Annotated in this window: 16 protein-coding genes, 1 tRNA gene and 1 pseudogene; 14 read left to right on the forward strand and 4 right to left on the reverse strand. The window is 51.9% G+C overall.

Going from position 1 to position 22,938, the window contains the following annotated elements; all coding sequences use genetic code 11:
- Positions 1–51 precede the first annotated feature (51 nt).
- The 7 genes from QTO31_RS15425 (at position 52) to QTO31_RS15455 (ending at position 10,194) form a co-directional block, all read left to right on the forward strand.
- Entirely contained in the window at positions 52–570 is a 519-nt protein-coding gene (locus QTO31_RS15425; RefSeq protein ID WP_301429980.1) for a hypothetical protein, read from the forward strand.
- Positions 571–574: 4 nt separating this feature from the next.
- Positions 575–1,660 (forward strand): glycosyltransferase, encoded by a 1,086-nt coding sequence (locus QTO31_RS15430; RefSeq protein WP_301429982.1) that lies wholly within the window; start codon positions 575–577, stop codon positions 1,658–1,660.
- A 949-nt stretch (positions 1,661–2,609) separates the two neighbouring features.
- Entirely contained in the window at positions 2,610–4,631 is a 2,022-nt protein-coding gene (locus tag QTO31_RS15435) for an FG-GAP-like repeat-containing protein (protein WP_301429984.1), read from the forward strand.
- A gap of 445 nt (positions 4,632–5,076) precedes the next feature.
- Complete coding sequence (locus tag QTO31_RS15440) at positions 5,077–7,167, forward strand: FG-GAP-like repeat-containing protein (protein ID WP_301429986.1); 2,091 nt, start codon at positions 5,077–5,079, stop codon at positions 7,165–7,167.
- Between the two features lie 118 nt (positions 7,168–7,285).
- A complete protein-coding gene (locus tag QTO31_RS15445) occupies positions 7,286–8,314 on the forward strand; it encodes a GDP-mannose 4,6-dehydratase (RefSeq protein ID WP_301429988.1) in 1,029 nt (342 codons plus the stop codon).
- A 414-nt stretch (positions 8,315–8,728) separates the two neighbouring features.
- On the forward strand, positions 8,729–9,112 hold the full coding sequence (locus QTO31_RS15450) for a hypothetical protein (protein WP_301429990.1): 384 nt from the start codon (positions 8,729–8,731) through the stop codon (positions 9,110–9,112).
- Positions 9,109–10,194 (forward strand): glycosyltransferase, encoded by a 1,086-nt coding sequence (locus QTO31_RS15455; RefSeq protein ID WP_301429992.1) that lies wholly within the window; start codon positions 9,109–9,111, stop codon positions 10,192–10,194. The genes QTO31_RS15450 and QTO31_RS15455 overlap by 4 nt, the downstream gene beginning before the upstream one ends.
- Before the next feature lie 182 nt (positions 10,195–10,376).
- Here QTO31_RS15455 and QTO31_RS15460 read toward each other — a convergent pair whose 3' ends face one another.
- Positions 10,377–11,207: an alpha/beta fold hydrolase gene (locus QTO31_RS15460; protein WP_031458426.1), complete on the reverse strand. Its 831-nt coding sequence runs from the start codon at positions 11,205–11,207 to the stop codon at positions 10,377–10,379.
- An 817-nt stretch (positions 11,208–12,024) separates the two neighbouring features.
- Between QTO31_RS15460 and QTO31_RS15465 the strand changes: the two genes are divergently transcribed.
- The 3 genes and pseudogenes from QTO31_RS15465 (at position 12,025) to QTO31_RS15470 (ending at position 14,837) form a co-directional block, all read left to right on the forward strand.
- Positions 12,025–12,846: an HAD-IIA family hydrolase gene (locus tag QTO31_RS15465; RefSeq protein WP_301429994.1), complete on the forward strand. Its 822-nt coding sequence runs from the start codon at positions 12,025–12,027 to the stop codon at positions 12,844–12,846.
- Positions 12,847–12,873: 27 nt separating this feature from the next.
- Positions 12,874–13,386, forward strand: a pseudogene (locus tag QTO31_RS19350) (IS607 family transposase); the annotation flags it as partial.
- Between the two features lie 110 nt (positions 13,387–13,496).
- Positions 13,497–14,837 (forward strand): RNA-guided endonuclease InsQ/TnpB family protein, encoded by a 1,341-nt coding sequence (locus QTO31_RS15470; RefSeq protein WP_301429996.1) that lies wholly within the window; start codon positions 13,497–13,499, stop codon positions 14,835–14,837.
- Between the two features lie 172 nt (positions 14,838–15,009).
- Here the strand turns inward: QTO31_RS15470 and QTO31_RS15475 are convergent, their stop codons facing one another.
- Together QTO31_RS15475 and ettA are read right to left on the reverse strand one after the other, a co-directional pair.
- Positions 15,010–16,974 (reverse strand): hypothetical protein, encoded by a 1,965-nt coding sequence (locus QTO31_RS15475; protein WP_301429997.1) that lies wholly within the window; start codon positions 16,972–16,974, stop codon positions 15,010–15,012.
- Between the two features lie 431 nt (positions 16,975–17,405).
- Entirely contained in the window at positions 17,406–19,082 is a 1,677-nt protein-coding gene (ettA, locus tag QTO31_RS15480; protein WP_031458423.1) for an energy-dependent translational throttle protein EttA, read from the reverse strand.
- Between the two features lie 109 nt (positions 19,083–19,191).
- On the opposite strand from ettA, the gene QTO31_RS15485 reads away from it, so the two are divergent.
- From QTO31_RS15485 to cdd, 4 genes are all read left to right on the forward strand, one after another.
- Positions 19,192–19,265 (forward strand) — tRNA-Gln (locus QTO31_RS15485).
- 152 nt (positions 19,266–19,417) lie between these two features.
- Entirely contained in the window at positions 19,418–20,356 is a 939-nt protein-coding gene (locus QTO31_RS15490; RefSeq protein WP_031458422.1) for a ribose-phosphate diphosphokinase, read from the forward strand.
- Between the two features lie 87 nt (positions 20,357–20,443).
- The gene (locus tag QTO31_RS15495) at positions 20,444–21,796 is read left to right on the forward strand and encodes a hemolysin family protein (protein ID WP_301429999.1); all 1,353 of its coding nucleotides are present in this window, start codon (positions 20,444–20,446) and stop codon (positions 21,794–21,796) included.
- Positions 21,777–22,187 carry a cytidine deaminase gene (gene cdd, locus QTO31_RS15500; RefSeq protein ID WP_031458420.1) on the forward strand — a complete coding sequence of 137 codons (411 nt, stop codon included), beginning with the start codon at positions 21,777–21,779 and terminating at the stop codon, positions 22,185–22,187. Before QTO31_RS15495 ends, cdd begins: the two co-directional genes overlap by 20 nt.
- 14 nt (positions 22,188–22,201) lie before the next feature.
- Here the strand turns inward: cdd and QTO31_RS15505 are convergent, their stop codons facing one another.
- A complete protein-coding gene (locus QTO31_RS15505) occupies positions 22,202–22,855 on the reverse strand; it encodes a hypothetical protein (protein ID WP_031458419.1) in 654 nt (217 codons plus the stop codon).
- Positions 22,856–22,938 lie beyond the last annotated feature (83 nt).

Below are 22,938 nucleotides of genomic sequence, written 5' to 3' on the forward strand. Positions count from 1 at the left end.
TTTTATTGGTTAGTCTACTCACTGGTTGTATTCCTTATATGTGAGGGTTTTATGAGCATTTACTGGATTAGCTTCCAAGGTGACAGTGCTGCTGATGCTATCAAGGCTATAACTGAGGCTTTGCAGCAAGATGAACGAGGTCAAGCACCTGATTGTGAAGGTAGAGATGTAGGTGTACAAGCCGAAGCATTAGACTCTAGTGATACTTACCTGCAATCTAACCTGCAAACAATGTATACGAGCTGGTCAATTGATCCATTGCGGGTTGAACTGCCTTCAGATCAGCGACTGATAAGTCGTCTACGTGTTCATCTTCAACATGCGATCCGTCGGCTAACGCGCTGGTATTTATTTCCACCATGGATTCAAGCGAATGAGTTTCATGCATCATTGGTGCGGGTCATTGAAGTACTCCTCGCTCGACAACAGCATTTGCAACAACAAATTAACGATTACCACTATCGATTACAAGCAACTGAGCAGCAGCTTCATCTCCTACGCAATGAATTAGCGTTAACACGACAGCACCTGATGGAACTAAGGAAGTACTATCAGGTAATGTCACAATAACCCTATGCCTACAAATAATGGTTTGCGTGTCATCTGGCAATCGCGATGGGGGTTGCCAATTGGTTATTCAGTGAGTTCAGAAGAGCTTGTTCTGCACCTTGATCAGATCGGTGTTGAGGTGTTTCATCGTCCAACCCCCTGGCATATGCCGGCAAACCTTACCCACCCACGACTACAGGAAATTGCAGCCCGTCCAATTCCTGACGGTATACCACAGATAAGTTACGATCAGGCAGACCTCTTCTGTCTTGATCATCGTGGCTACCGCATTGGTTACACGATGCTTGAAGTAAATGGATTACCTGCTGATTGGGTAGCAGCATGCAATCGAATGGATGAAATCTGGACACCAAGCCACTGGAGCGTTGAAACGTTCGCAGATGCTGGTGTGATTCGTCCTTTGTACGCGATGCCACTTGGCTATGATCCAACACACTTCCATCCGCACGTACCAGCTTACCGCATTGGGAATCGCTTCACATTTCTTTCGGTCTTTGAATGGGGAGAGCGAAAAGCACCAGAGATTCTGCTTCGTGCGTATGTCAGTGCTTTTCGTAAACACGATGATGTGATTTTAATTTTGCGCATCAATAATTTTGACACTTCAATCAGTGTTTCTCAACAAATTGTGAATTTGAACTTGCCTAACGATGGTCCGGCTATTGCGATCCTTTACAATCAATACCTTTCACGCTCACAACTGGCTTCACTGTATCGTAGTGCTGACTGCTTTGTACTGACAAGTCGTGGTGAGGGTTGGGGCTTGCCCATTCTTGAGGCAATGGCCTGCGGTGTTCCGGTAATTGCTACCAACTGGAGTGCACAAACAGAGTTTTTACACGCAGGTGTTGGTTATCCATTACGAGTACGCGCTCTGATTCCAGCTCAGGCGAAGTGTCCTTATTACATCGGCTGGTCGTGGGCTGAACCTGATATAGATCATCTGATCTACCTGATGCGATACGTCTACGAACACCCTGATGAGGCGCGGACAATAGGTGCTGCCGCCGCAGCAGAAGTCGTCCAACGTTGGACTTGGCACCATGCAGCAGAACGGATTCGACAACGACTGGAAACTATATTTGGCTAAGTTTCGTGCTCCAAAGTTGTCACTCTGTTCATGGCCTCTGTCGAATGAAAATGCTTTTTCAATTCGTTCTTGTTGCTAAGAGCCTATATTGTCACGTCTACAACGGATGCACTCTGTCAGGAGTGGCGAGGCGCTGCCTTGCCCCTACCCCAGCACTGCCAACAGCACATCAATCTTGCCCATCATGTAGCACCGCCATCAGGTGCATCCCGTGACCATCGTCACGGCGAATAGCGGTGCAGTGCAACAGATGCCGCACCGACCGAAGCATCCTTGTGTACAGGCACAGCGGCGCTGTGCCCTGAAGCACCGTTGCGCCCCAACCTATCTGCTGCTGCGACAGGAGATGTCAGATCGGCGATCTGTGACCATCGTCGTGAACACCGGTAAGGACGAGGCGGTGCCTCGTCCCTGGCCCAAAGAGGTGATACTGTCAACAATCGTCTTGTATCCATCGACAAGGTTCATCCATCGTGAGATTCAAAATCTTTTTAGAGTACGACTGTATGCATCCTGATCGGAAGAGGTTAACCTCAAGACACGCCAATACCCACGGTATTCTGAACAGCAGTGAAGTACAGTTTGCTTGCGCACAGTACATTTTTTGAGGCCTACCACTAGATAAGTAGCAACTAATACTTTACCATGTCTTTAAATTTTATCTATCGAAGATATAATGATTTCTAAATGATTTCGATATCAAATTTATTGATAGTTGATAGCGATTTTCTTATTCATTAGTAAAGTATTTAAATGATCTGGATTACTGTGTCGATTTACATGCTCTGTCGTTACAGTTTGCTCATCTATCAGTAAGACATTGTTAGGGTTTAGTAATCCAAGGTTAGACTGTATCTTGTTAGAATGTACTCGAGGCATCATGCGTCTAAGAGGCTTTTCTGGCTTGATTGCGGTTGATCAGTATAATGATCCCTGTAAGGTCTGTTCTATGCCATCTTTTCGCTTCCTTCTCGGCTTCACTATTTTCGTGTTGACTCTTCCAGCAGTAGCTTTTGGTTACTATCAAAATCCGGTGAATTCCCAACCCGGCTTTACTCATTCCCAAAAGTTGCAGCCTGATGATACCCTGGCTGGAAAACAACTCGATGGTGCCCGCATTATTCGTAGTTCACCAGTCGTTGGAGACCTCGACGGTAATCCAGGTAACGGTCTTGAGATCGTGATAGGAGATCGCAATGGAAAACTTTTTGCATTGCGCAATGATGGTCAGATAATGTGGACAACGCAAGTAGCAAATTGTAGCGTTACGGGTGATGACAGTCTGTTGAACGGTGCACCAGCATTGTTCGATCTCAATCCAGACCTTCCCGGTCTCGAAATAATCATCGGGTACGGCAAAGTTACAGCCGATCCGAACTGTCCAGGTGGAATCCGTGCGTATTCAGCTTCCGGTCAGCCGTTGTGGCACTACCAGATTCCAGTTAGTACCATTAGCAGACAATCAGGTGTTTTCAATACGCCATCGGTAACCGATGTAGATGGTAATGGTGATATTATCATTGTGGCCGGCTCAGCCGATCTCTACCTCCATGTATTGAACAAAGATGGCACAATGCGTTGGAAATACTTCGCAATGGACACAATCTGGTCATCACCAGCATTTGCCGACGTGAACGGTGATGGGCGCAAGGAGATTATTTTTGGCACCGACTTTACCCCAGGCATGGTATGTCATCCTAACGCAACTGGTTCCTACTATGAAGCTGCTAGAGGATTTCTCTACGCTTTTCCGGCTAATCCTGTTTTCACCGCCGATCCCGTTTGTGCTAAAGATGGTGGAAAAGTCATTGGTTTTGGTAAGGGGTTTCTATGGGCTGTTCGCTTCGATCAGTCAATTTATTCATCACCAGCACTTGCTGATCTAGACGATGATGGAATGCTCGAAGTGATTGTTGGCAGTAGTTGTGTCTACGGCGGTACTCCTAGGCCTGGTCGATGGGTTAAGATTTTTAATGCAGCAAACGGCAGCGAGAAAATCACTCTTAACGCACCGGAATGTGTTACCTCTTCACCAGCAATTGGTGACATTACTGGCGATGGTCGTCCAGAAATTGTTGCAACAGTCGCCTCTGGGGGTTCAATCAACTCTTTAGTGCCAACACCACCGACTGGTGGTCGTATAGTCGCATGGCGTTTTGATTATCCCGATCCCATCTGGAATGTGATAGTACGCGGTGCTACTCAAGAACAAGCAGATATGTCCGAGGCGTTCAATAATCCCTTAATCGCTGATATTGATGGTAACGGCTCGCATGAGGTAATCGTGATTGTACAAAACTCGGTTATGATCTACGACGGTGCTGGTCGAGAACTAACACCTTCCTGCCCAACTAGCGGATCTGAAGCACAAGCCTGTCAAAGTCGGAAGTCGATGTTTATGTGGATGCCTATCCGGAATACGCCGGCAATTGCTGATATAGACAATGACGGTAAGCTGGAGATCGTTGTTGGTGGTTCACATACAGGTGCCCAAAGTAGTGCGTTTGTATACGTATGGCGCGATCTTGACCTGGCCATTACCAGTGCAAATGGACCATATCGGCCTTACAGTGCACCCTGGCCCCAATTCCACCGTGACTCTGCACACAATGGTCTGTTCCTCACACGGAAGATAAGACCGAGTGTGAGGAGTATGGCAGTATTGCTAAAACCAAACCAGACTCGACAGTACGTGATCGATATACAGTCACATGATGGTTCGCCAATCAACGTTACTATTACGGAGAATGATGCTAATAATCTAATTCAGCTCAGTCATAGTAACGTTTTTGTACATTCAACCAACAAAGCCTCACTAACCATTATTATTAGCACCAGTGGCAAATCGATTGGTAACTATACTGCTCAAATTATCTTGAGTGGTGATCAGGTACCTACGGTGAATATTCCAATCACTATACGAGTAGTAGCCGAAGAGTATTCATTGTTTATACCGAACATCGTGCGTTAAAAATTCGCACGAAGTGGCTATCAGTTGATTAGAATATTAGCAATTATGTATATCAATATTCTCTAAAGTCAGATTTTGCAAGTTAATTATTAGATGTTGCAAAGAACACTTATAAAGATTGCTCTTGCATGTTCATACAAAACCTCTGCAAACAGTCATAAATCACCTTCTATACGAAAAAGATACCATAAGACTTTAGGTAAATACATTTTGCTGTAACCTGATTCCAACACTGTCCCTGAACGTGCCCTATGTAATATCTATTGGGCAACTTCAATTAACCTCAACTCAATAACACCATACATCCCAGTGCTAACTTTACTAACCTTCGAATGAGAATAGTACCATACAGTATCGGTACTGACGGGTGATAGACTCTTTACTATGGCAATGTTTACAATGAAAACAGCTACCTATAGTTACATCTCACCACCGGAGTTGCAGTATGAAGCGAGTCATTATCCTACTCTCAATCTTGTTAAGTCTGTGTGTTGGATCGAGTGCAGTCTTCGCATACTATCAAAACCCTTTCAATTCACAACCCGGTTTTACGCATGATACCAAATTGCAAGGTGACGATACGCTGGCCGGCAAGATACTTGATGGTACACGTATCTTCCGAAGCTCGCCCGTAGTGGGAGACCTTGATGGAAATCCGAGCAATGGACTTGAGATCGTAGTCGGTGATCGTAATGGCAAACTGTTCGCTTTGCGTAACAACGGTGTGATATTGTGGACGACTCAAGTTGCTACATGCTCAATCACAGCCGATGAAAGTGTGCTCAACGGTGCGCCTTCTCTATTCGATCTTAGACCAGATTTGCCTGGTCTCGAGGTAATTATTGGATACGGTAAAGTGCATATTGATCCACAATGTCCTGGAGGTGTGGCCGCGTATTCATCTACCGGTCAACTGCTGTGGCGATATAGCATTCCACCAAGTCCAATTAATGGTGCTTCATCAGTTTTTTCAACTCCTTCAGTTACCGATGTCGATGGGAATGGTGACATTATCATCGCGTTTGGCTCAGCCGATCTCTTCTTACACGTCTTGAATAAAGACGGAACACTGCGCTGGAAGTACTTCGCAATGGATACAATCTGGTCATCGCCAGCGTTTGCTGACGTTGATGGGGATGGACGTAAAGACATCATTGTCGGTACCGATTTTACTCCAGGACGGGTGTGCGATCCAAATAATATCACACCCTTCCCAGAGACGAACTCTTATTTCGAGACAGCGAAGGGTTTTCTCTACGCTTTTCCGGCTAATCCTACCTTTAGGGCTGATCCGATCTATTGCGCACGAGATGGCGGAAAAGTTATTGGTTTTGGCAAGGGCTTCCTGTGGGCGGTTCGCTTCGATCAGTCTATATATTCGTCGCCAGCAATTGCTGATCTCGATAATGATGGCAATCCTGAAGTAATTGTCGGTAGTGGCTGTTTCTACGGCGGCGATCCCAAGCCTGGCAAATGGGTAAAAATCTTTGACCTTGCTTCAGGCCGTGAGAAGATGACGCTCAATGCACCGGAATGTGTTGCTTCCTCACCAGCTATTGGTGATCTTGATGGCGATGGTTATCAGGACATAGTCGTTACGGTTGCATCAGGTGGTTCGTCGAATCCTTTTGTTGGGACACCACCAACTGGTGGACAAATTGTTGCCTGGCGTTATAATAATCCTACCCCATTTTGGACTACGCTTGCCTTGAGTGCAACACAGGAAGGCGCCGATATGTCGGAGACCTTCAATAATCCACTTATTGCAGACGTAGATGGTAACGGATCACTTGAAGTAATTGCAGTTGTTCAAAATAGCGTGATGGTGTATGCAGGTCGCGATGGCACACCTCTAACACCAGTATGCCCACCTGGAGGCCCAATCGCAAATACCTGTCGGGTTATGGGCACAAAAGCTATGTTCATGTGGATGCCTATCCGTAACACACCAGCAATTGCCGATATCGATAATGATGGCAAACTAGAGATTGTTGCTGCCGGATCACACACTAGCAATGATCAACCGGCAACTCAAAATCGTGCATTCATCTATGTTTGGCGTGATCTTGAACAAGGCATCTCAAGCGAACCCGGACCGCATCAGTCGTATAGTGCCCCATGGCCTCAGTTCCAACGCGATCCTGCACATAACGGTGCAATGATTGCACGAAAAATTCGGGTAAGCGTTCCTCAAATCAACACTCTATCTGAGGCAGATCAAGTAACAACCTTTACGATACCGTTGCGTTCCAATGATGGAACACCTATCAATGTGAATGTTGAGGAAGATGATCCAGACAATATCATTCAGATTGATACAAACAACCTTAGCTTGCGTGGTCATCTAGTGACAGCATCGCTTAGTCCATCGCAAAGTAACCTGACCGTTACAGTAGATACACGAGGAAAGCAGCCCGGCAGCTACAGCGCTCGTATTATCTTACGAGGTGATAATGTGCCTGAAGTAACAATTCCCGTGACAGCCAGGGTTGTTGAACAGGTGTTTAGAACCCATATTCCGATAACGATACGATAAACTCGCGCTATGTCCTATCGAGCCTTGCCAGATGAATACTGGCAAGGCTCCACATATTTTAGACCCAAGAGTCGTTTATAATGTACTAGAGACATACAACTTCCTGTCTGAATGTTCTATGAATGCTTCGACTCACCTCATCACTGGTGGCGCCGGTTTTATTGGTTGTAATCTGGCAGATTATCTCCTCGCCCGTGGCGAGCAGGTTACCATTGTCGATAACTTGAGCCGCCCGCGCACGCCGCTCAATCTGGCCTGGCTGCAAGAACGGTACGGTAAACAATTACGCTTCGTACAGGCCGATATTCGCGATGCGGCTACGATGCAGGCTGTGATCCCCGGCCATCACGTGGTCTACCATCTCGCCGGTCAGGTGGCGGTGACGACATCAGTGCAGGATCCGCGGAGTGATTTTGAGATTAATGCGTTGGGAACGCTGAATGTTCTGGAAGCTGCTCGCCTGGCGCCGAAGCCGCCAATCGTCTTTTTTGCTTCAACAAACAAGGTCTATGGAGGCATGGAAACGGTGGCGGTTGTAGAAGAGGCTACTCGTTACCGCTACCGAGACCTGCCTGCCGGAGTGCCTGAGCATCAGTTGCTCGATTTTCATTCGCCATACGGTTGTAGCAAAGGTGCTGCCGATCAATATGTGCGTGATTATGCCCGTATTTACGGTTTGCAGACGGTTGTTTTCCGCCAGTCATGCATCTACGGTCCGCGTCAGTTTGGTGTTGAAGATCAGGGCTGGGCGGCACATTTTGCTATTGCTGCACTACTTGGACGCCCGATTACGATCTATGGCGACGGAAAACAGGTACGCGATATGCTCTATGTTGACGATCTGATTGCCGCTTACATGGCAGCACTTGAGCGGATCGATCAGGTGAGTGGGCGGATTTACAATATCGGTGGCGGACCACAAAATGCGTTGTCGATCTGGGCTGAGTTTGGACCGGTGTTGAGTCGTCTGGTTGGACGCGAGATTACGGTGCGTTACGGCGACTGGCGGCCCGGTGATCAGCCGGTGTATATTAGTGATATTACTCTGGCGAAGCAGGAGTTGGACTGGCAGCCTAAAGTTTCGGTCTATGAAGGGATTGAGCGGATGGTAGGTTGGATCCGGGAACATCTCGATCTATTCCGGTAAGTGGGTATGTCCCTCACCTTCCCCCTGGCCCCCTTTCCTCTCCTACACAGGGGGAGGAGGGGGGACGTGGGGCGCGGGAGCAAACGAACGTTGGCAACCTCCCACGCAATGGTTGCACAGGCATGGTACGTGCCCGATGAGAAATCCGAGCTTTTGATCAGGCTTTTGAGATAGGCGGGCGTGATGTTGGCCGGCGTTACCCTCCTCACCGTTCCCCCGTTAGCCGTTCTCTCACTCGGAGAGGACGGCGGATAAGTTGGGGCAATGACAAGGTTGCTGGTACGTCTCCTGGCGGGTAATATGAGCGATCAGTGCTGAAACTTCCTTCACCGCTCCTATATGGGAAGCGTCAAATGCGGTAAAATGAGAAAGCAGAAAACATTTTCAGACCTTATTTGAGAGATACGAAGTACTATGTCTAATCAAAGCGTGGTCATAGTGCATCCACACGAAACAGAGTCGCTCGCTACTGCAATCGCGCGTGCGTTAGATGCACCGGTGTTTGATGCACGTCAGATAGCTACGCTGAATGAGTTGCTGAGCCGGGATCCCTATCTTGCTGAACAGCTTGCTACATTGCAGACGACGTGGGCCATTACGCCGCCACCGGCAACATCGCCGCTTGCCAGGTTACGACGTTGGCTGGTCTGGCGTTTGTGTGGACCCGAATTAGCCCAAATTAACGCTACCCATGCAACCCTGACACGCCTTATCGAGAGCCTGGTTGCCCACCTTGATGCTGAACGTACTGCCCGTCAAGTACTCACTGAACGGATCGAGGCGCTTGAACAATCATGACCCACCTCGTCTGGCATTCGACGTTTGCTTCACCGACCGGATACAGTAGCTCATCACGGGCAATTGTTGCTGAGCTTGCTGCTATGGGGCTGGCAGTACGTCCTCTTTATCTCTTCGATAGTGACGAGGCGGAACGAATGTATGGCGCCATCCCACCTCACATCCAAACCCTTCAACAATTACCTATCCGGCTCGATGTGCCGCAAGTGGTCTATGGGCGCGGTGAGTTGTTTTGTAAGAATAGTGGAGCGTACCGAATCGGTTTTACAATGCTGGAAACTGATCGTCTCCCTGCGCATTGGGTTGCTCAGGCCAATCTTATGGATGAGGTTTGGACACCGACCGCGTGGGGCCGCGCAGTATTTCTGGCTAGTGGAGTAACAAGACCTGTCTACACGATCCCTCTGGGCGTCGATCTGACGATCTTCACCCCTGGTCCGTCACGACAAGAACTTACCGATCGTACCGTGTTTCTCTCTGTGTTTGAATGGAGTAGACGGAAAGGATGGGATGTTCTTCTGCGTGCGTACCAGGCTGCATTCACACCCACCGCCCCAGTTGTGCTGGTCTTGAAGATTGACCATCGCGCCCCTGGTAACCCGCTTCGTGAGATCGCAACGTTGCTCGGTGACCAGGTACCACCGGTCGCAGTGCTCTACAATCAGACATTCTGCCCGACACGAATGGCCGAACTTTACCGTAGTGCCGATTGTTTCGTATTACCAACGCGAGGAGAGGGTTGGGGTATGCCGATTCTCGAAGCAATGGCTTGCGGTGTGCCGGTTATTGCAACGGCCTGGAGCGGACCGACTGCATTTCTGGATGACACGTGCGGCTATCCTTTGCCGATTAGTGGGTTGGCGCCAACTGGTGTCCCGACTGGTCCTTATGCTCAGGCGTACTGGGCAGAACCTGATCTTGAAGCGTTAGTGGAATTGCTGCGACGTGTACACACGCAGCGCGATGAAGCGCGTAGACGGGGTGAACAGGCTGCACTCCGTGCACGGCAATGGTCATGGACACATAGTGCGCAGACTATTCTAAACCGATTACGGGTGATCGGTGTATCGTTCGTTGATTGATCCTGGACTGTCTGGAATCTGCCAGACGAAGTGCATGCCCTCGATAGACTGTTGCTTGCTCTCGCCTTTCTTTAGCAGATTGCAGCACACCTGCCTGATGCCTCAGCATTTGGCCGTGCGCTGCATATTCCATCAGGCGAAGGAATAAGCAACAGCCAATCACCGGTTTTCACTATGTACTTTCATTGCTGCGATTCAAGAAAATCGGTCAACACCGCATGATATTCTGCTGCTCGTTCGAGCATCGGTAGATGGCCGCATTGTTCAATCCAAACCAGACGGCAATTTGGAATACGCGCAGCCGCAACCGGAGCCCCTGGCGGCGGCATAATCTGGTCGTGACGACAGGCAACAATCAGACTCGGTGCTCGTACCGCTGCCAGTGCTGCGCTGATGGTTGGACTACCGGCGCCACGTGCTGTCTCTAAAGCTGTTCGCTGCTCCATCGCCAGAAAATCGGCAAAAGTCTCGCGTAAAACACCGTGATCGGCCGGTAAGCGGTAAAAAAAGCGACGCCCCACCAGATGCATAATTGGCTTTACATCAAGCATCCAGGGCCGACGCAGCGCAAGCCATAGCGCCATCAGGTGATGGATCGAAGCAACTACCCGCCGTTCACGCTCATCGCGAAAGGTGCTGAAACTGGTTAAAATCAGGTGTGAGACTCGTTCGGGGTAACGCGCAGCCACGTGTACTGCAACCGCAGCACATAACGAATGACCGTTAATTGCGAACCGATCTATACCTAGCGCATCAGCAAAGGCGATGACCCAATCAGCCAGTCGTTCGAGCGATAACCGACCGCTAAGCGGTGGTGATGCGCCAAAACCGGGTAGATCGGGAGCGATAAGCATATAACGGTCGGCTAAATCATGCATGGTGTAGCGCCAGAGGCGGGATGATCCACCCCAACCATGGAGCAAAAGCAGTGGGTTGCCCTGTCCGGCACGCCGAAAAGACGTGCGTAGCCCGGTAACGGCAGTTTCAGTCGCAGATGCAGTAGGTGCGGTCATACGAAGCTTTGCGTGATAGACGAACAGTTGAAAACGACTGTACGCACGTTATGCTACTTCCAAGAACATACAAGCTAAGCACTGTTCAAGGGCATGATACCACATTGTCGTTGTGACGAGGTGTGAAAGTAAGAGAAGAGGGCTTTTCAACGGCTTCGTACCGCTTAAAGCCTGTCTGAAATATTCTGTTTCGGAAGAAGATCGGTTGGGGCGCCGCAGCGCTGTGCCCGCACATCCATCGATAGGTTTCCTCCGTTGAACTGTGAGACGATACTTCGGATAGGCACTTATTCGAAATGAAGTTTCCAGAGACTTCGCCAGATTGCGCACGAACGGTAAGACAAAAGGGAGAACCTTCGTCAGTACGTCACCTGAGTGTGCGGAGCTGGGTGTGCGCGGCCTGAGTGCGCGGCCTAGGTGTGGGACCTGGGTGCACGGGCCTTCGGCCCGCATCGTCAGTGCCTCACCTCGAATCATCGCTCGGCGTTCCGACAGCGTAGAGCGGTAGGAAGAGCCTATCCGACAATCCTGTCGCCGCGGCAGATCGGTCGAAACACAGCACTTGCTGCACCCGTCCATTCCTGTGCGGGCCTGAGTGCGCGGCCTAGGTGTGGGACCTGGGTGCGCGGGCCTCCGGCCCGCATCGTCAATGCCTCACCTCGAATCATCGCTCGGCGTTCATATAGATCACCGTTCGTTCAATCTCTTGTCCGCACTGCGATAGAACAGCTTTTCTGTAATACAATGTGAAATACAACCGATACTGTTCTACCTGATCAGGGCCTTTTCGCCCAATTCAGGCCTAAAGAGGTTTTCTATGATCAATTTCACTACTATCCGTGCAGTGTTGTTTGATATGGACGGTGTCCTCTATCGAGGGCAGACACCGCTGCCAGGTGTTGCCGATGTATTCAGTTTTCTCGCTGAACACAATATTGCGTTCGCCTGTATCACTAATAATGCCTCTATGACACCTCAGCAATACGAAGCCAAACTCGCCAAGATGGGGATCGAGTTGGCAGCGCAGCGGGTTATCACTTCGGCATTGGCGACAGCACGCTATTTACGTGACCATTATCCGCCCGGTACCCGCATCTTCGTAGTTGGTATGCAGGGGTTACGTGAAGCACTATTTAGCGATGGGTATTTTGTTGAAGATGAACAATCACCAGAACTAGTCGTGCAAGGAGCTGATTTCACTCTCACTTACGAGCGGCTGAAGCAAGCGACGTTGCATATCCGACGTGGCGCACGGTTTGTTTCGACCAACCCTGACCGCACGTTTCCCAGTGAAGAAGGGTTGATCCCTGGCGCCGGTGCTATTGCCGCAGCGCTGAGTGCTGCTACCGATGTTACACCACTGGTGATTGGAAAACCGGCCCCGACGATGTTTCTGATTGGCGCTGCCTTGCTCGGTGCAGACCCACAGCAGACACTTGTAATCGGGGATCGCCTTGATACCGACATTGCCGGCGCAAACGCCGCCGGTATGCCGTCGGTACTGGTGTTGACCGGCGTCAGTACCCTCGCCGAAGCCAATACGGGTTCGGTCCGACCTGATTTGGTCGTGACCGATCTTCCAGAACTGTTGACCCGCTGGCAGGAGCCGGACTCTAGCTTGACTTCTAGTACGCGATAGTGTAGCATGGTGCTCGTGGAAAACACCATGCGCACAGGGAAAGCCGCAACACTCCTTGGTGTCTCGGTCAAGACGTTGCAGCGTTGGGAACGCGAAGGAAGGCTGATTCCGGTGGCCCGAACGGACAGCAACCGCCGTCTCTCCCCTGAGACGCAAATCCGTGCGGTCATCGGTTTGCGGCAGGCGAACCATGCGCCACCCACGCTGGTCGCCTCCTGTCGGGTATCGCGTGCAGCACAGCAGCCGGACCTGGCGAATCAGCGCAACGTGCTGGAAGAGGTCGTGGTGGCGAAGGGATTGGCGGGGGTCGAGTGTATCGAGGAAGTGGGCGGCGGGTTGAACGTCACGCGCAAGCGGTTTCTGGCCCGTATGGACGAGATCGGGCGACGGGACGTCAAGATGCTGATCCTCGCGCACCGGGACCGCCTCACCCGTTTCGGCGTTGCGTGGTTCGAACATGACGCCAAAACCCATGGCTGCGCAGTGCTGGTGCTCACCCAGGAACGGCGGTCTCCCGAACCGGAAATGGGGCAAGACGTGATGACCATCGTGCACGGTTGTTCGTCTCGGCGATACGGTGTGAGGAACGATCGAAAGCAGGTGGATGCAGCGCTGAAACAGGATGCACATGGCGTCAAACAGGCCCAACCATGCAACGAACCCACACGATCGCTCGTTGCCCGACTCCTGAGCAGGTGGACTACTTCAAGCGCGCCTGCGGCACGGCGCGGCGTGTCTGGAACTGGGCGCTCAATGAGTGGAACAGGCAATACGCAGCAGGCGGCAGGCCAAACGCCATGGCGCTCAAAAAACAGTTCAACGCCATCAAGTACACCGACCCGCAGTGGCTCGATGAGAGCGGCCGGCCTTGGTTGCAAGACATTCACCGGGACGCACACGCCCAGCCGTTTGCTCATCTCGCCAAAGCCTGGGAAAGATTCTTCGCTGACCTCAAGGCTGGCAAAGAGGCGCACGCACCGCGCTTCAAGAAAAAGGGCCGTTGCCGCGACAGCTTTTATGTAGCCAACGACAAGTTCACTCTGATGGGCAAGACGATCCGTCTGCCCAGGATCGGCGACGTCGCCATGACCGAGGAACTGCGCTTCAAAGGAAAGATACTGGGCGCGACGGTCTCGCGCACGGCAGATCGTTGGTTTGTGGCAATACAGGTCGAAGTGCCCGATGCGCAATGCTATCGGCGTCGCACCTCCCATGAGGTCAATGGCATCGACTTGGGCGTTAAGGCTGCCGCAACGATCTCCAGCGGCGAAGTCATCGAAGCGCCAAAGCCGCTCAAAGCAGCGCTGCGTCGCCTCAAGATTCGCGGTCGGCGTCTCAGCCGCAAGCTGGAAGCCGCCAAAGAGATGGCGGGGTTTGGACGCCATGCCCGCCTGCCCAAAGGAACGCGCCTGCCGGTCTCGAACAACCGGCAGAAGTCCGCTGCGACATTGGCAAGGCTGCATGCCCGCCTTGCCAATCTCCGAGCGGACTTTACTCATAAGCTCACGACTCGACTCTGCCGCGAAAACCAAGCGTTAGTGATCGAGGATGTAAACGTCAAGGGGATGCTCGCGAACGAGAAGCTCGCTCGCGCCATCTCTGACGTGGGCTTTGGGATGTTGCGCTCGCAGTTGGAATACAAGGCGAAACGCTACGGAACGCGGTTGGGTATTGCTGATCGCTGGTATCCAAGTAGCCGACTGTGCTCCATCTGTGGCTGGAAGAACGAGGCGCTGACGTTGAGCGATCGAACATGGGTGTGTGCGCAATGTGGCGCGCACCATGACCGTGACCTCAATGCGGCGCGGAACCTGAAACGGCTGGCAACCGAAACTGCCCTACCCGTGGCGAGTCCGACCAGTAATGGCGGCGCTGCGGCGGGGACCGTCCCCGCCGCAGCCGGGAAAGTCACGCCTGTCAGAGACGACGGTGGTCAACAAGACACGTCGGGGCAGGAAGAGAACCGTGCGCACCTTTGCGCACTTTCTTGATAGCAGAGTCTGAAGACGATGTAACGGTGAGAACGTGTCTTGAACATGCGCCTGTAATCTGGGAGCACGATGAGAATGGATCGCCCGGCACGTTAGCACACTGTCACGGGTGGGCAGCTTGACCCGCCCCCATTGCCCCTTTATCGTCAACCGGGAATATTCAGACACACGCTTATGGTTTTACCACCACACGCACGCGATAACTCTCGCCGAAATTGGCCACGCCGATATTCAGGATACGCAGATAATAGGTACCACTACGCGAAGGCCGAAACTCGATCCGTGAATTAGGGGCCGTATTATCATCACTGGCAATGAATACTCCAGCTCCATCGAATACATCGACAATGGTCTCAACACCTGGATCGAGATCAAATGTCTCTATCAGATAGGTCTGGTCAGCTTGCATTGTAATGACCAGCCAGTCCTCGTCAAAACCGATAAAGTTATGCTGCTGCGTTTCACCGATTACAATGGGTCGGGCTTGTTGCCGGTTGTTGTCCGGTTCAAATGGATCGGGCTGTGGAGGAGGAATGCGTTCGAGCACTAGCCGGTAGGATAGACCACCCACCGGCAAGTTGAAGGCCTGTATCTGCAAAAAGCGTGAACCGGTTGTTTCTGCCACATAGCGCAGTAAACCCGTCTCAATATTGGTCATCCCACTGGCGAGAAGCATATTCTCGGCGTCGTCGAACAGATAGAGGAATAGTTCAGCTTCAGCATTTATGGCAACGGCGCGGAAGAGATAGGCTTCGCCCGCCTGTACCTCTACCAAAGCATGATCGACATCCAGCTCAGAACGGATCGTTCGCTCTTGTTCCTCACCGGGTACTAGCAAAGAAGCCTGGGCAAATTCATCATCCGGCTCAAATTTATCAATGGCAACGGCTGGCGCCGCCTGTAGGAGCACGCGGTAGCCCGTATCGTTACTGGTTATACGGGCGGCTCGAATATTGAGATAGACTGTTGCCTCAACGTCTGCCAGATAATTCAGTTCACGGTTGAGACTATCGAGATAGCTACCGGTCGTCAGAATGTTACCGGCAGCATCGCGCAAATCCATTTCCAGATCAACTCCTAGGCCCACGGCGGAGAGGTTGATACGATAAGCAGTCTCAGGGCGTACACTAAATATCAGCCAGTCGCTATCATCTGGATCGCTGATAGTATGTTCCTGCTCTTCATCAACCCTGAGTGGACGAGCGATGTTTGGATTGTCATCTGGCTCGAAGGCATCAGGCGGTGCGGGGGTAAAGAGGGAGACTGCTAACCGATAGCGAAGATCAAGCTGTGGCGCATCATAGGTTGCCAAACGTAGGTACAACGTCTCTGCCCGATCACTCCGATAAACAATCGCCGATGCCCGTCCGCCGTCGGCATCATCGTTGAACGCCAGTTCTCGCCCATCCTCACCGTGGAGGGCCAGCGTTGTGTCAACCTGGTCATCAAGATCAAAAGTACGGAAGAGATATGTCTGACCGGGCTGCGTGCGGAAGCGAACCCAGTCTACGTCATCAGCATAGGTAAAGCTCCGATCCTGTACTACGTCGAGCTGCAACAGTTTGGCCTGGTCTATCGTATTATCAGGTTCAAAGGCATCAGGTGGTGGTAAGGTGAGCTTGCGTAACAGCAGCACACAACTGTCAGCAGCCAAACCTGAACGAAATGCCTGCACGCGCACATATAGTGTTGCCGATACATCCGGCACGAAAATGATACGTGAAGCGAAACCGTCTGCATCATCGTTGTATGCTGCCTGCTCACCGGTAGACCAGAAGAGCGTGATGGCCGTATCCAGCGTCTCGGACAGATCAGTAGTAAGCACTTCATACGCCTGTCCGGCCTGTAACTCTACCCGAAACCATGCCACTTCTCCTGCGGTCAGTCGGAGGTTTTGTGGTGTATCAAGCGCAAGCACAGGCGCAGTTGCAATCACTTCTGCGTTAAATTCAAACATACTGGGCAGTTGTACCTGATCGGTATCACCTAGCGGTCGTGGGGTGACAGTCGGAGGCGGTAGTGTCGGAGGTGGCGGTGTGGGGGGAGGTGGTACGGTTGGCGTAGGTGTGGGCCTGCTAACCGGCGTAGCACAACCGGTCAGTAGGAAACAGAGGAGTAAAGAAATTATGAAACGCATACCGCCTCCCTTTGTCTGAATGAGGTTTATGCGTAGGTCATTGTAGCATGCACAAGAACATAACCGCCTGTTCCGGGGACTACTTCTCTTGCCGACGAAAGACCGAGAAAAGATTACCACGCCAGCACAAATGAGATTGATCACCTGCCAGTTCGACGCGGTGGGCAATCGCGGGCATAACCTTTATCGATTACCTCATCGACAAAATCGCGTCCACACTGACCAATAGCCTCTCACAACCGACACAGTTACAGGCCACTCCACAACAGAGGCCGATATTAACTTTCATGCGACCCATTCCGAGGATGCTTGAGCTATCACGCATTCGTTCACAGAAATGGCAGGGACTGATTCGCCAGCCCCTGCCATTAACAACCCTGCTGCTACTGTGCGCAGGAGAGCGTTGTGGCTCGCTCCACACCACCTGAGAACTACCGGGTCAATTTACGATACACAATCCGGTGGGGATGATCGGCTTCAGCGCCTTTCCGTCGCCGATAATCGGCGGCGTATTCAGAATAGGTACCGGGGAACCAAACGACCTGGCTATTGCCTTCAAAAGCCAGAATATGCGTAGCAACCCGATCGAGAAACCAGCGGTCGTGAGAAATAATTAGCGCACAACCGGCAAAGTTCTCCAGACCCTCCTCAAGCGCACGCAACGTATGAACATCGAGATCGTTGGTTGGCTCATCGAGCAAAAGCACATTCGCCCCAGACTTGAGAATCCGCGCCAGATGAACCCGGTTTCGCTCACCGCCGGAAAGGTTTCCGACAAGCTTTTGCTGATCGCTACCACTGAAATTAAAGCGTGCACAGTAGGCGCGTGAATTCACCTGCCGACCACCAAGCATAATCTGCTCGTTACCTTCGGAAATGGCTTCCCAGACGGTTTGCTTCGGATCAAGCACTTCCCGGCTCTGATCGACATAACCGAGCTTGACTGAAGCACCAATCTCTAGTGTCCCTCCATCAGGCTTTTCTTGCCCAACAATCATGCGGAAGAGCGTCGTTTTACCGGCGCCGTTGGGACCAACAATGCCAACGATTGCGCCCGGTGGCACATCAAAACTCAGATTTTCATAGAGCAACTTGTCGCCGTAGGCCTTCGTCACATTGGTTGCCCGAATAACCAGGTCACCGAGCCGAGGACCGGGTGGAATATAGATTTCGAGTTCACGTTCGCGTTGATCCTGAGCCTCGCTCAGCAACCGTTCGTAAGCTGCGATCCGGGCTTTTGACTTCGCGTGACGCCCCTTCGGCGCCATATTGATCCACTCCAACTCGCGCTGGAGTGCCTTCTGCCGCTGCGACTCGGCCTTCTCGCTCTCGGCCAATTTTTGTCGTTTCTGTTCGAGCCAGCTCGAATAGTTCCCCCGCCAGGGAATCCCATGGCCACGTTCCAGTTCCAGAATCCAACCGGCAACATTATTGAGAAAGTGGCGGTCATGGGTCACGGCGATAACTGTTCCCTTATACTCCTGCAAATGACGTTCAAGCCAGGCAACCGACTCAGCATCGAGATGGTTGGTCGGCTCATCGAGCAAGAGGATGTCGGGCTGCTGCAAGAGCAAACGGCAAAGCGCCACCCGGCGCCGCTCACCACCCGACAATACCGCTATCGGGGTGTCAGCAGGTGGGCAGCGCAACGCATCCATCGCTAATTCCAACCGGCTATCGAGATTCCAGCCATCAACGTGATCGATTTTATCTTGAAGCTCAGCCTGCTCGGCAATCAACGCATCGTAATCTGCGTTTGGATCGTTAAACAGCTCGGTAATCTCATCGTAGCGACGGAGTAACGCTACCGTTTCGGCCACCCCCTCCTCGACAACTTCACGCACCGTCTTGCTGTTATCGAGATATGGCTCCTGTTCGAGCAAACCGACGGTATAGCCGGGTGAACGGGTAATCTCACCAGTGTAGTCCTGATCAACACCGGCCATGATGCGCAACAGTGTGCTTTTGCCCGAACCGTTGACGCCGATCACGCCAATCTTAGCACCGTAAAAAAACGACAGACTGATGTCTTTAAGAATCTCGCGATTGGGTGGCACGACCTTGCCCACCCGGTACATCGAGAAGATAATTTTTTGTGTATCGGTCATAGAGCGACTCCTTGTGCGTTCTTCATTCAGCTTCTAGTGTAGCATATACCCAACGGTCATAAAAATTCGACAACAACATTCGCTATTTGTGGTATAATACTCAGCGAGGTGCCGGGTTGTGTAATGGTAGCACCACGGACTTTGGATCCGTTTGTCCAGGTTCGAATCCTGGCCCGGCAGCCAATTTCTTGCTCTGCCATCAGGCAATGAAACGGTTGAACTCACACAATCTTTCTTCAACCAGGAGCAGTCAGCGATGCTAAGCTGACAAATGAACAGGTGCGCAGTGAGCATGCTCGCTGCGCGTTTCTATTCAAGAAAGAAAGACCGAACTTATGGATGGTCGCCTGCTCATTTTTACCGGTAACGCTAATCCGGCGCTAGCGCAAGAGATTGCCCGCAATCTGCGTATCAATCTGGGGCGGGCATTAGTCGGTACCTTCAAGAACGGCGAGACGAGAGTCAAAATTCACGATAACGTGCGCGGCTGTGATGTGTTTGTGATCCAGCCTACCTGCACACCGGTCGATCACAACTTGATGGAATTGCTCCTTATGATCGACGCCTTCCGTCGGGCATCGGCAGCTCGCGTCACGGCCGTCATTCCCTACTATGGGTATGCCAAGCAAGAGAAAAAGACATCGGGGCGCGAACCCATTTCCGCCAAACTGGTTGCCAACTTGATCCGCACCGCGGGCGCCGACCGGGTGCTGACGATGGATCTGCACGCTCCGGCAATCGAAGGGTTCTTCGACATTCCGGTCGATCATCTACAGGCATCACCCCTCTTGGCCGATTATATTCGCGAGCTTAATTTGCCAAACCCGGTTGTGGTGTCCCCCGATACCGGCGGTGTGAATCGCGCCAACCGCTTCCGTGAGCGGATCGGCGCCGGTCTGGCTATTATCGCCAAGCAACGCCCCGAACCCGATACCGCCGAAGTGATTGAAATGGTCGGTGAAGTAGAAGGTAAGACAGCCATTATCATCGATGATATGATCTCAACCGGCGGAACTTTAATCGAGGCTGCCCAGACCTTGCTGGCCCGTGGCGCCCGTGCAGTGTATGCCTGTGCAACCCACGGCATCTTTGCCGACAATGCCCTGCAACTGATTGCCCAATCCGACCTGATCGAGACAGTGGTTACCAACACAATACCGCAACCTCCCGAAGCAAGCGCAGCACGTGTGCGCACTATCAGTGTCGCACCGCTATTCGCCGAAGCAATCATGCGGATTCACAAAGATTTGTCACTGAGCGCGCTCTTCTCCTGAACATACCGCATTGTTGCGCCCGAAGCCATCTGAACGTCGGGCGCATACCCACAATGATGCGCGCCTCTCTGCTTTGCGGGAAGGAGGATGATTCGCTTGGAAGACCCTAACCCTAGTTCGCTGGTGATTGGGATTGCGCTGTGTCTCATTGCACTCGGTATCATCTCGGCCGCTGATACAGCCTTGATCACCGTGAGTCGACCTCGCCTAAGCACGCTTCTCGCTTCAGCAGGTCTCGGTGGTCGTCGGTTTTCGGCCCATTTCCTCGATGAACCGCACCGGATCAAGTCGGCTATTATCTTCCTCAACGCTGCCCTGACGATAACTGTCACTGCACTGACCATACAGCTCACTGCTGCCCATGGGGTTCTGATTATCAGTAGCAGTCTGGTCGGGCTGCTGTTTGCGATTTTGATCCTGAGCGAAGTTGTGGCAAAGGCGCTGGCACGCCGTAGTCCTGACACAACCATTTTACTGCTGGCGCGACCATTAGTAGCCATTGCGACCCTGTTGTGGCCGCTGATGGCGATCATTAATCTCATCACACGTCCGCTCTTTACTTTCCTCAGCGGACAACCAGCTCCACCCACTCCCCTGGTGACCGAAGAGGAGTTACGACTGATGATGAGTGCCGGTGAAGAGGCAGGATGGATCGAGCACGAAGAGCGAGAGATGATAGAAGGGGTGATGGATTTTGGCGATACGCTCGTGCGCGAGATCATGATCCCGCGCGTTGACGTCGTTGCCCTGGAAGTCAATAGTTCCCTTGATCGGGCACTTGATGTCGCCATCACGTGCGGTCATTCGCGTATTCCGGTGTATGAAGAGACTATTGACAACGTGATCGGTATTCTCTACGCCAAGGACCTCATTCCCGTACTACGTGATGGAAAGCGCGATGCTCCGCTACGCGATCTCCTTCGCCCGGCACACTTCGTACCAGCGACGATGAAGGTATCTACCCTGTTGGAAGACTTGCAACGCCGACGTGTGCATATGGCGATTGTGGTTGATGAATACGGGGGCACTGCCGGTATCGTCACTCTCGAAGATTTGATCGAGCAGATTGTGGGCGAAATTCGTGACGAGTATGACACCGAAGAACCATCTATTGTCGAGGTTGGGCCGCACGAATTGATTGTTGATGCCCGCGTAACCATTGATGACGTAGCCGACATGCTGGAAGTCGAATTTCCAGAAACGACCGCTGACCGGATTGGTGGACTGGTGTACGAGCAATTGGGACGCATTCCACGGGTTGGCGATCAAGTTATCTGTGGCGATGTTACCATCACCGTATTATCAATAAAGGGTATTCGTGCTGAACGGTTACACATTGTGCGGCAAATGCCGGCTGAAGTGGCAGCGGCAACACCGGCTGACGCCGAGAAACCTCTGTTGCCGCTCCCCAAGGAAGCGCATGGATCCAGTGGCCCTTGATCGTTTAATTACAGCAGCTTTGCAGGCCCAACAGCGTGCGTATGCCCCATACTCGCAATTTGCCGTTGGTGCAGCCGTACTAACCGCCGACGGCCAGATGTTTACCGGCGCTAATATTGAGAATGCATCCTATCCGCTGACAATATGTGCCGAACGAGTGGCGCTATTCTGTGCCCATATGTCCACAGCAGGACCGGTCATTGCGCTGGCGGTGGTGACTCCAACCCCGACTGTAGCCAGCCCCTGTGGTGCCTGCCGCCAGGTTATCTTAGAGCTGGCGCCACAGGCGCAAATTGTGTTGCTGAACCACAATGGCAGTGAGCGGCGACTGACGACGCCGCAGGAATTGTTGCCCTTCGGGTTCGGGCCAGATCAACTGAGGAACGGTTAGGTTGCACACCAAATCTACTCGCGACGTGGCTTACTACTGTCCGGAGGCGTATCTGGCATTGGTAGCAAGGGGGCAACCGGTGCTACCAACCGATCAACGATAGCGCCGAGTCGAGTGAACTGGGGTCCCAATTCGGTTTCGGCCAGCGGTATGTTCACCGGTACATCCAGCTCAACCGGAATAGAGGTAACTAACTTGACATTCATATTCAGATCAACCGGTAATTCCAGGCCAGCCGGCAACACAATAGACACACTGGCATTGAGATTCCCACCACCACCGGGAAAAGTGATTTGGGCAGGGGCTTGCAGTGCAACCGGCTCGGTCAGCGTTACCACGTTACGCTCGGTCATGATGGTATCACCGTTAATCGGCACATTCAGCTCAATCGGTAGACGGGTGCTTAACGGTACGGTATACACAATCGTCGCCCCTTCGAGTTTATCAACCACATCTTGCAACTCGGCGAGATTGTTGGCTGCAAAGACCGGTAAACTCTCGGAGAGCTGGGCTACCTGGCGTTGATACATCACCAGAATACCAACCACAATGCCGAGCACAACCAGCAGAACCGCATTCATGATGAAAGATGTCCAGATCATCGCCTTATAGAGGGGGGCGATCCGCGCATAGCGCTTGGGGGGACGAGTAGTGGTTTCGCTGCTCATGGAACCTCCTGCAACTACGGTTGTTTGGAATAATACCACGCTTGTTCGTAGATGCAAGAGTTGCACAATGGGAATTTTCGCGT

The sequence above is a fragment of the Chloroflexus sp. MS-CIW-1 genome (assembly GCF_030444705.1).
Lineage (GTDB): Bacteria > Chloroflexota > Chloroflexia > Chloroflexales > Chloroflexaceae > Chloroflexus.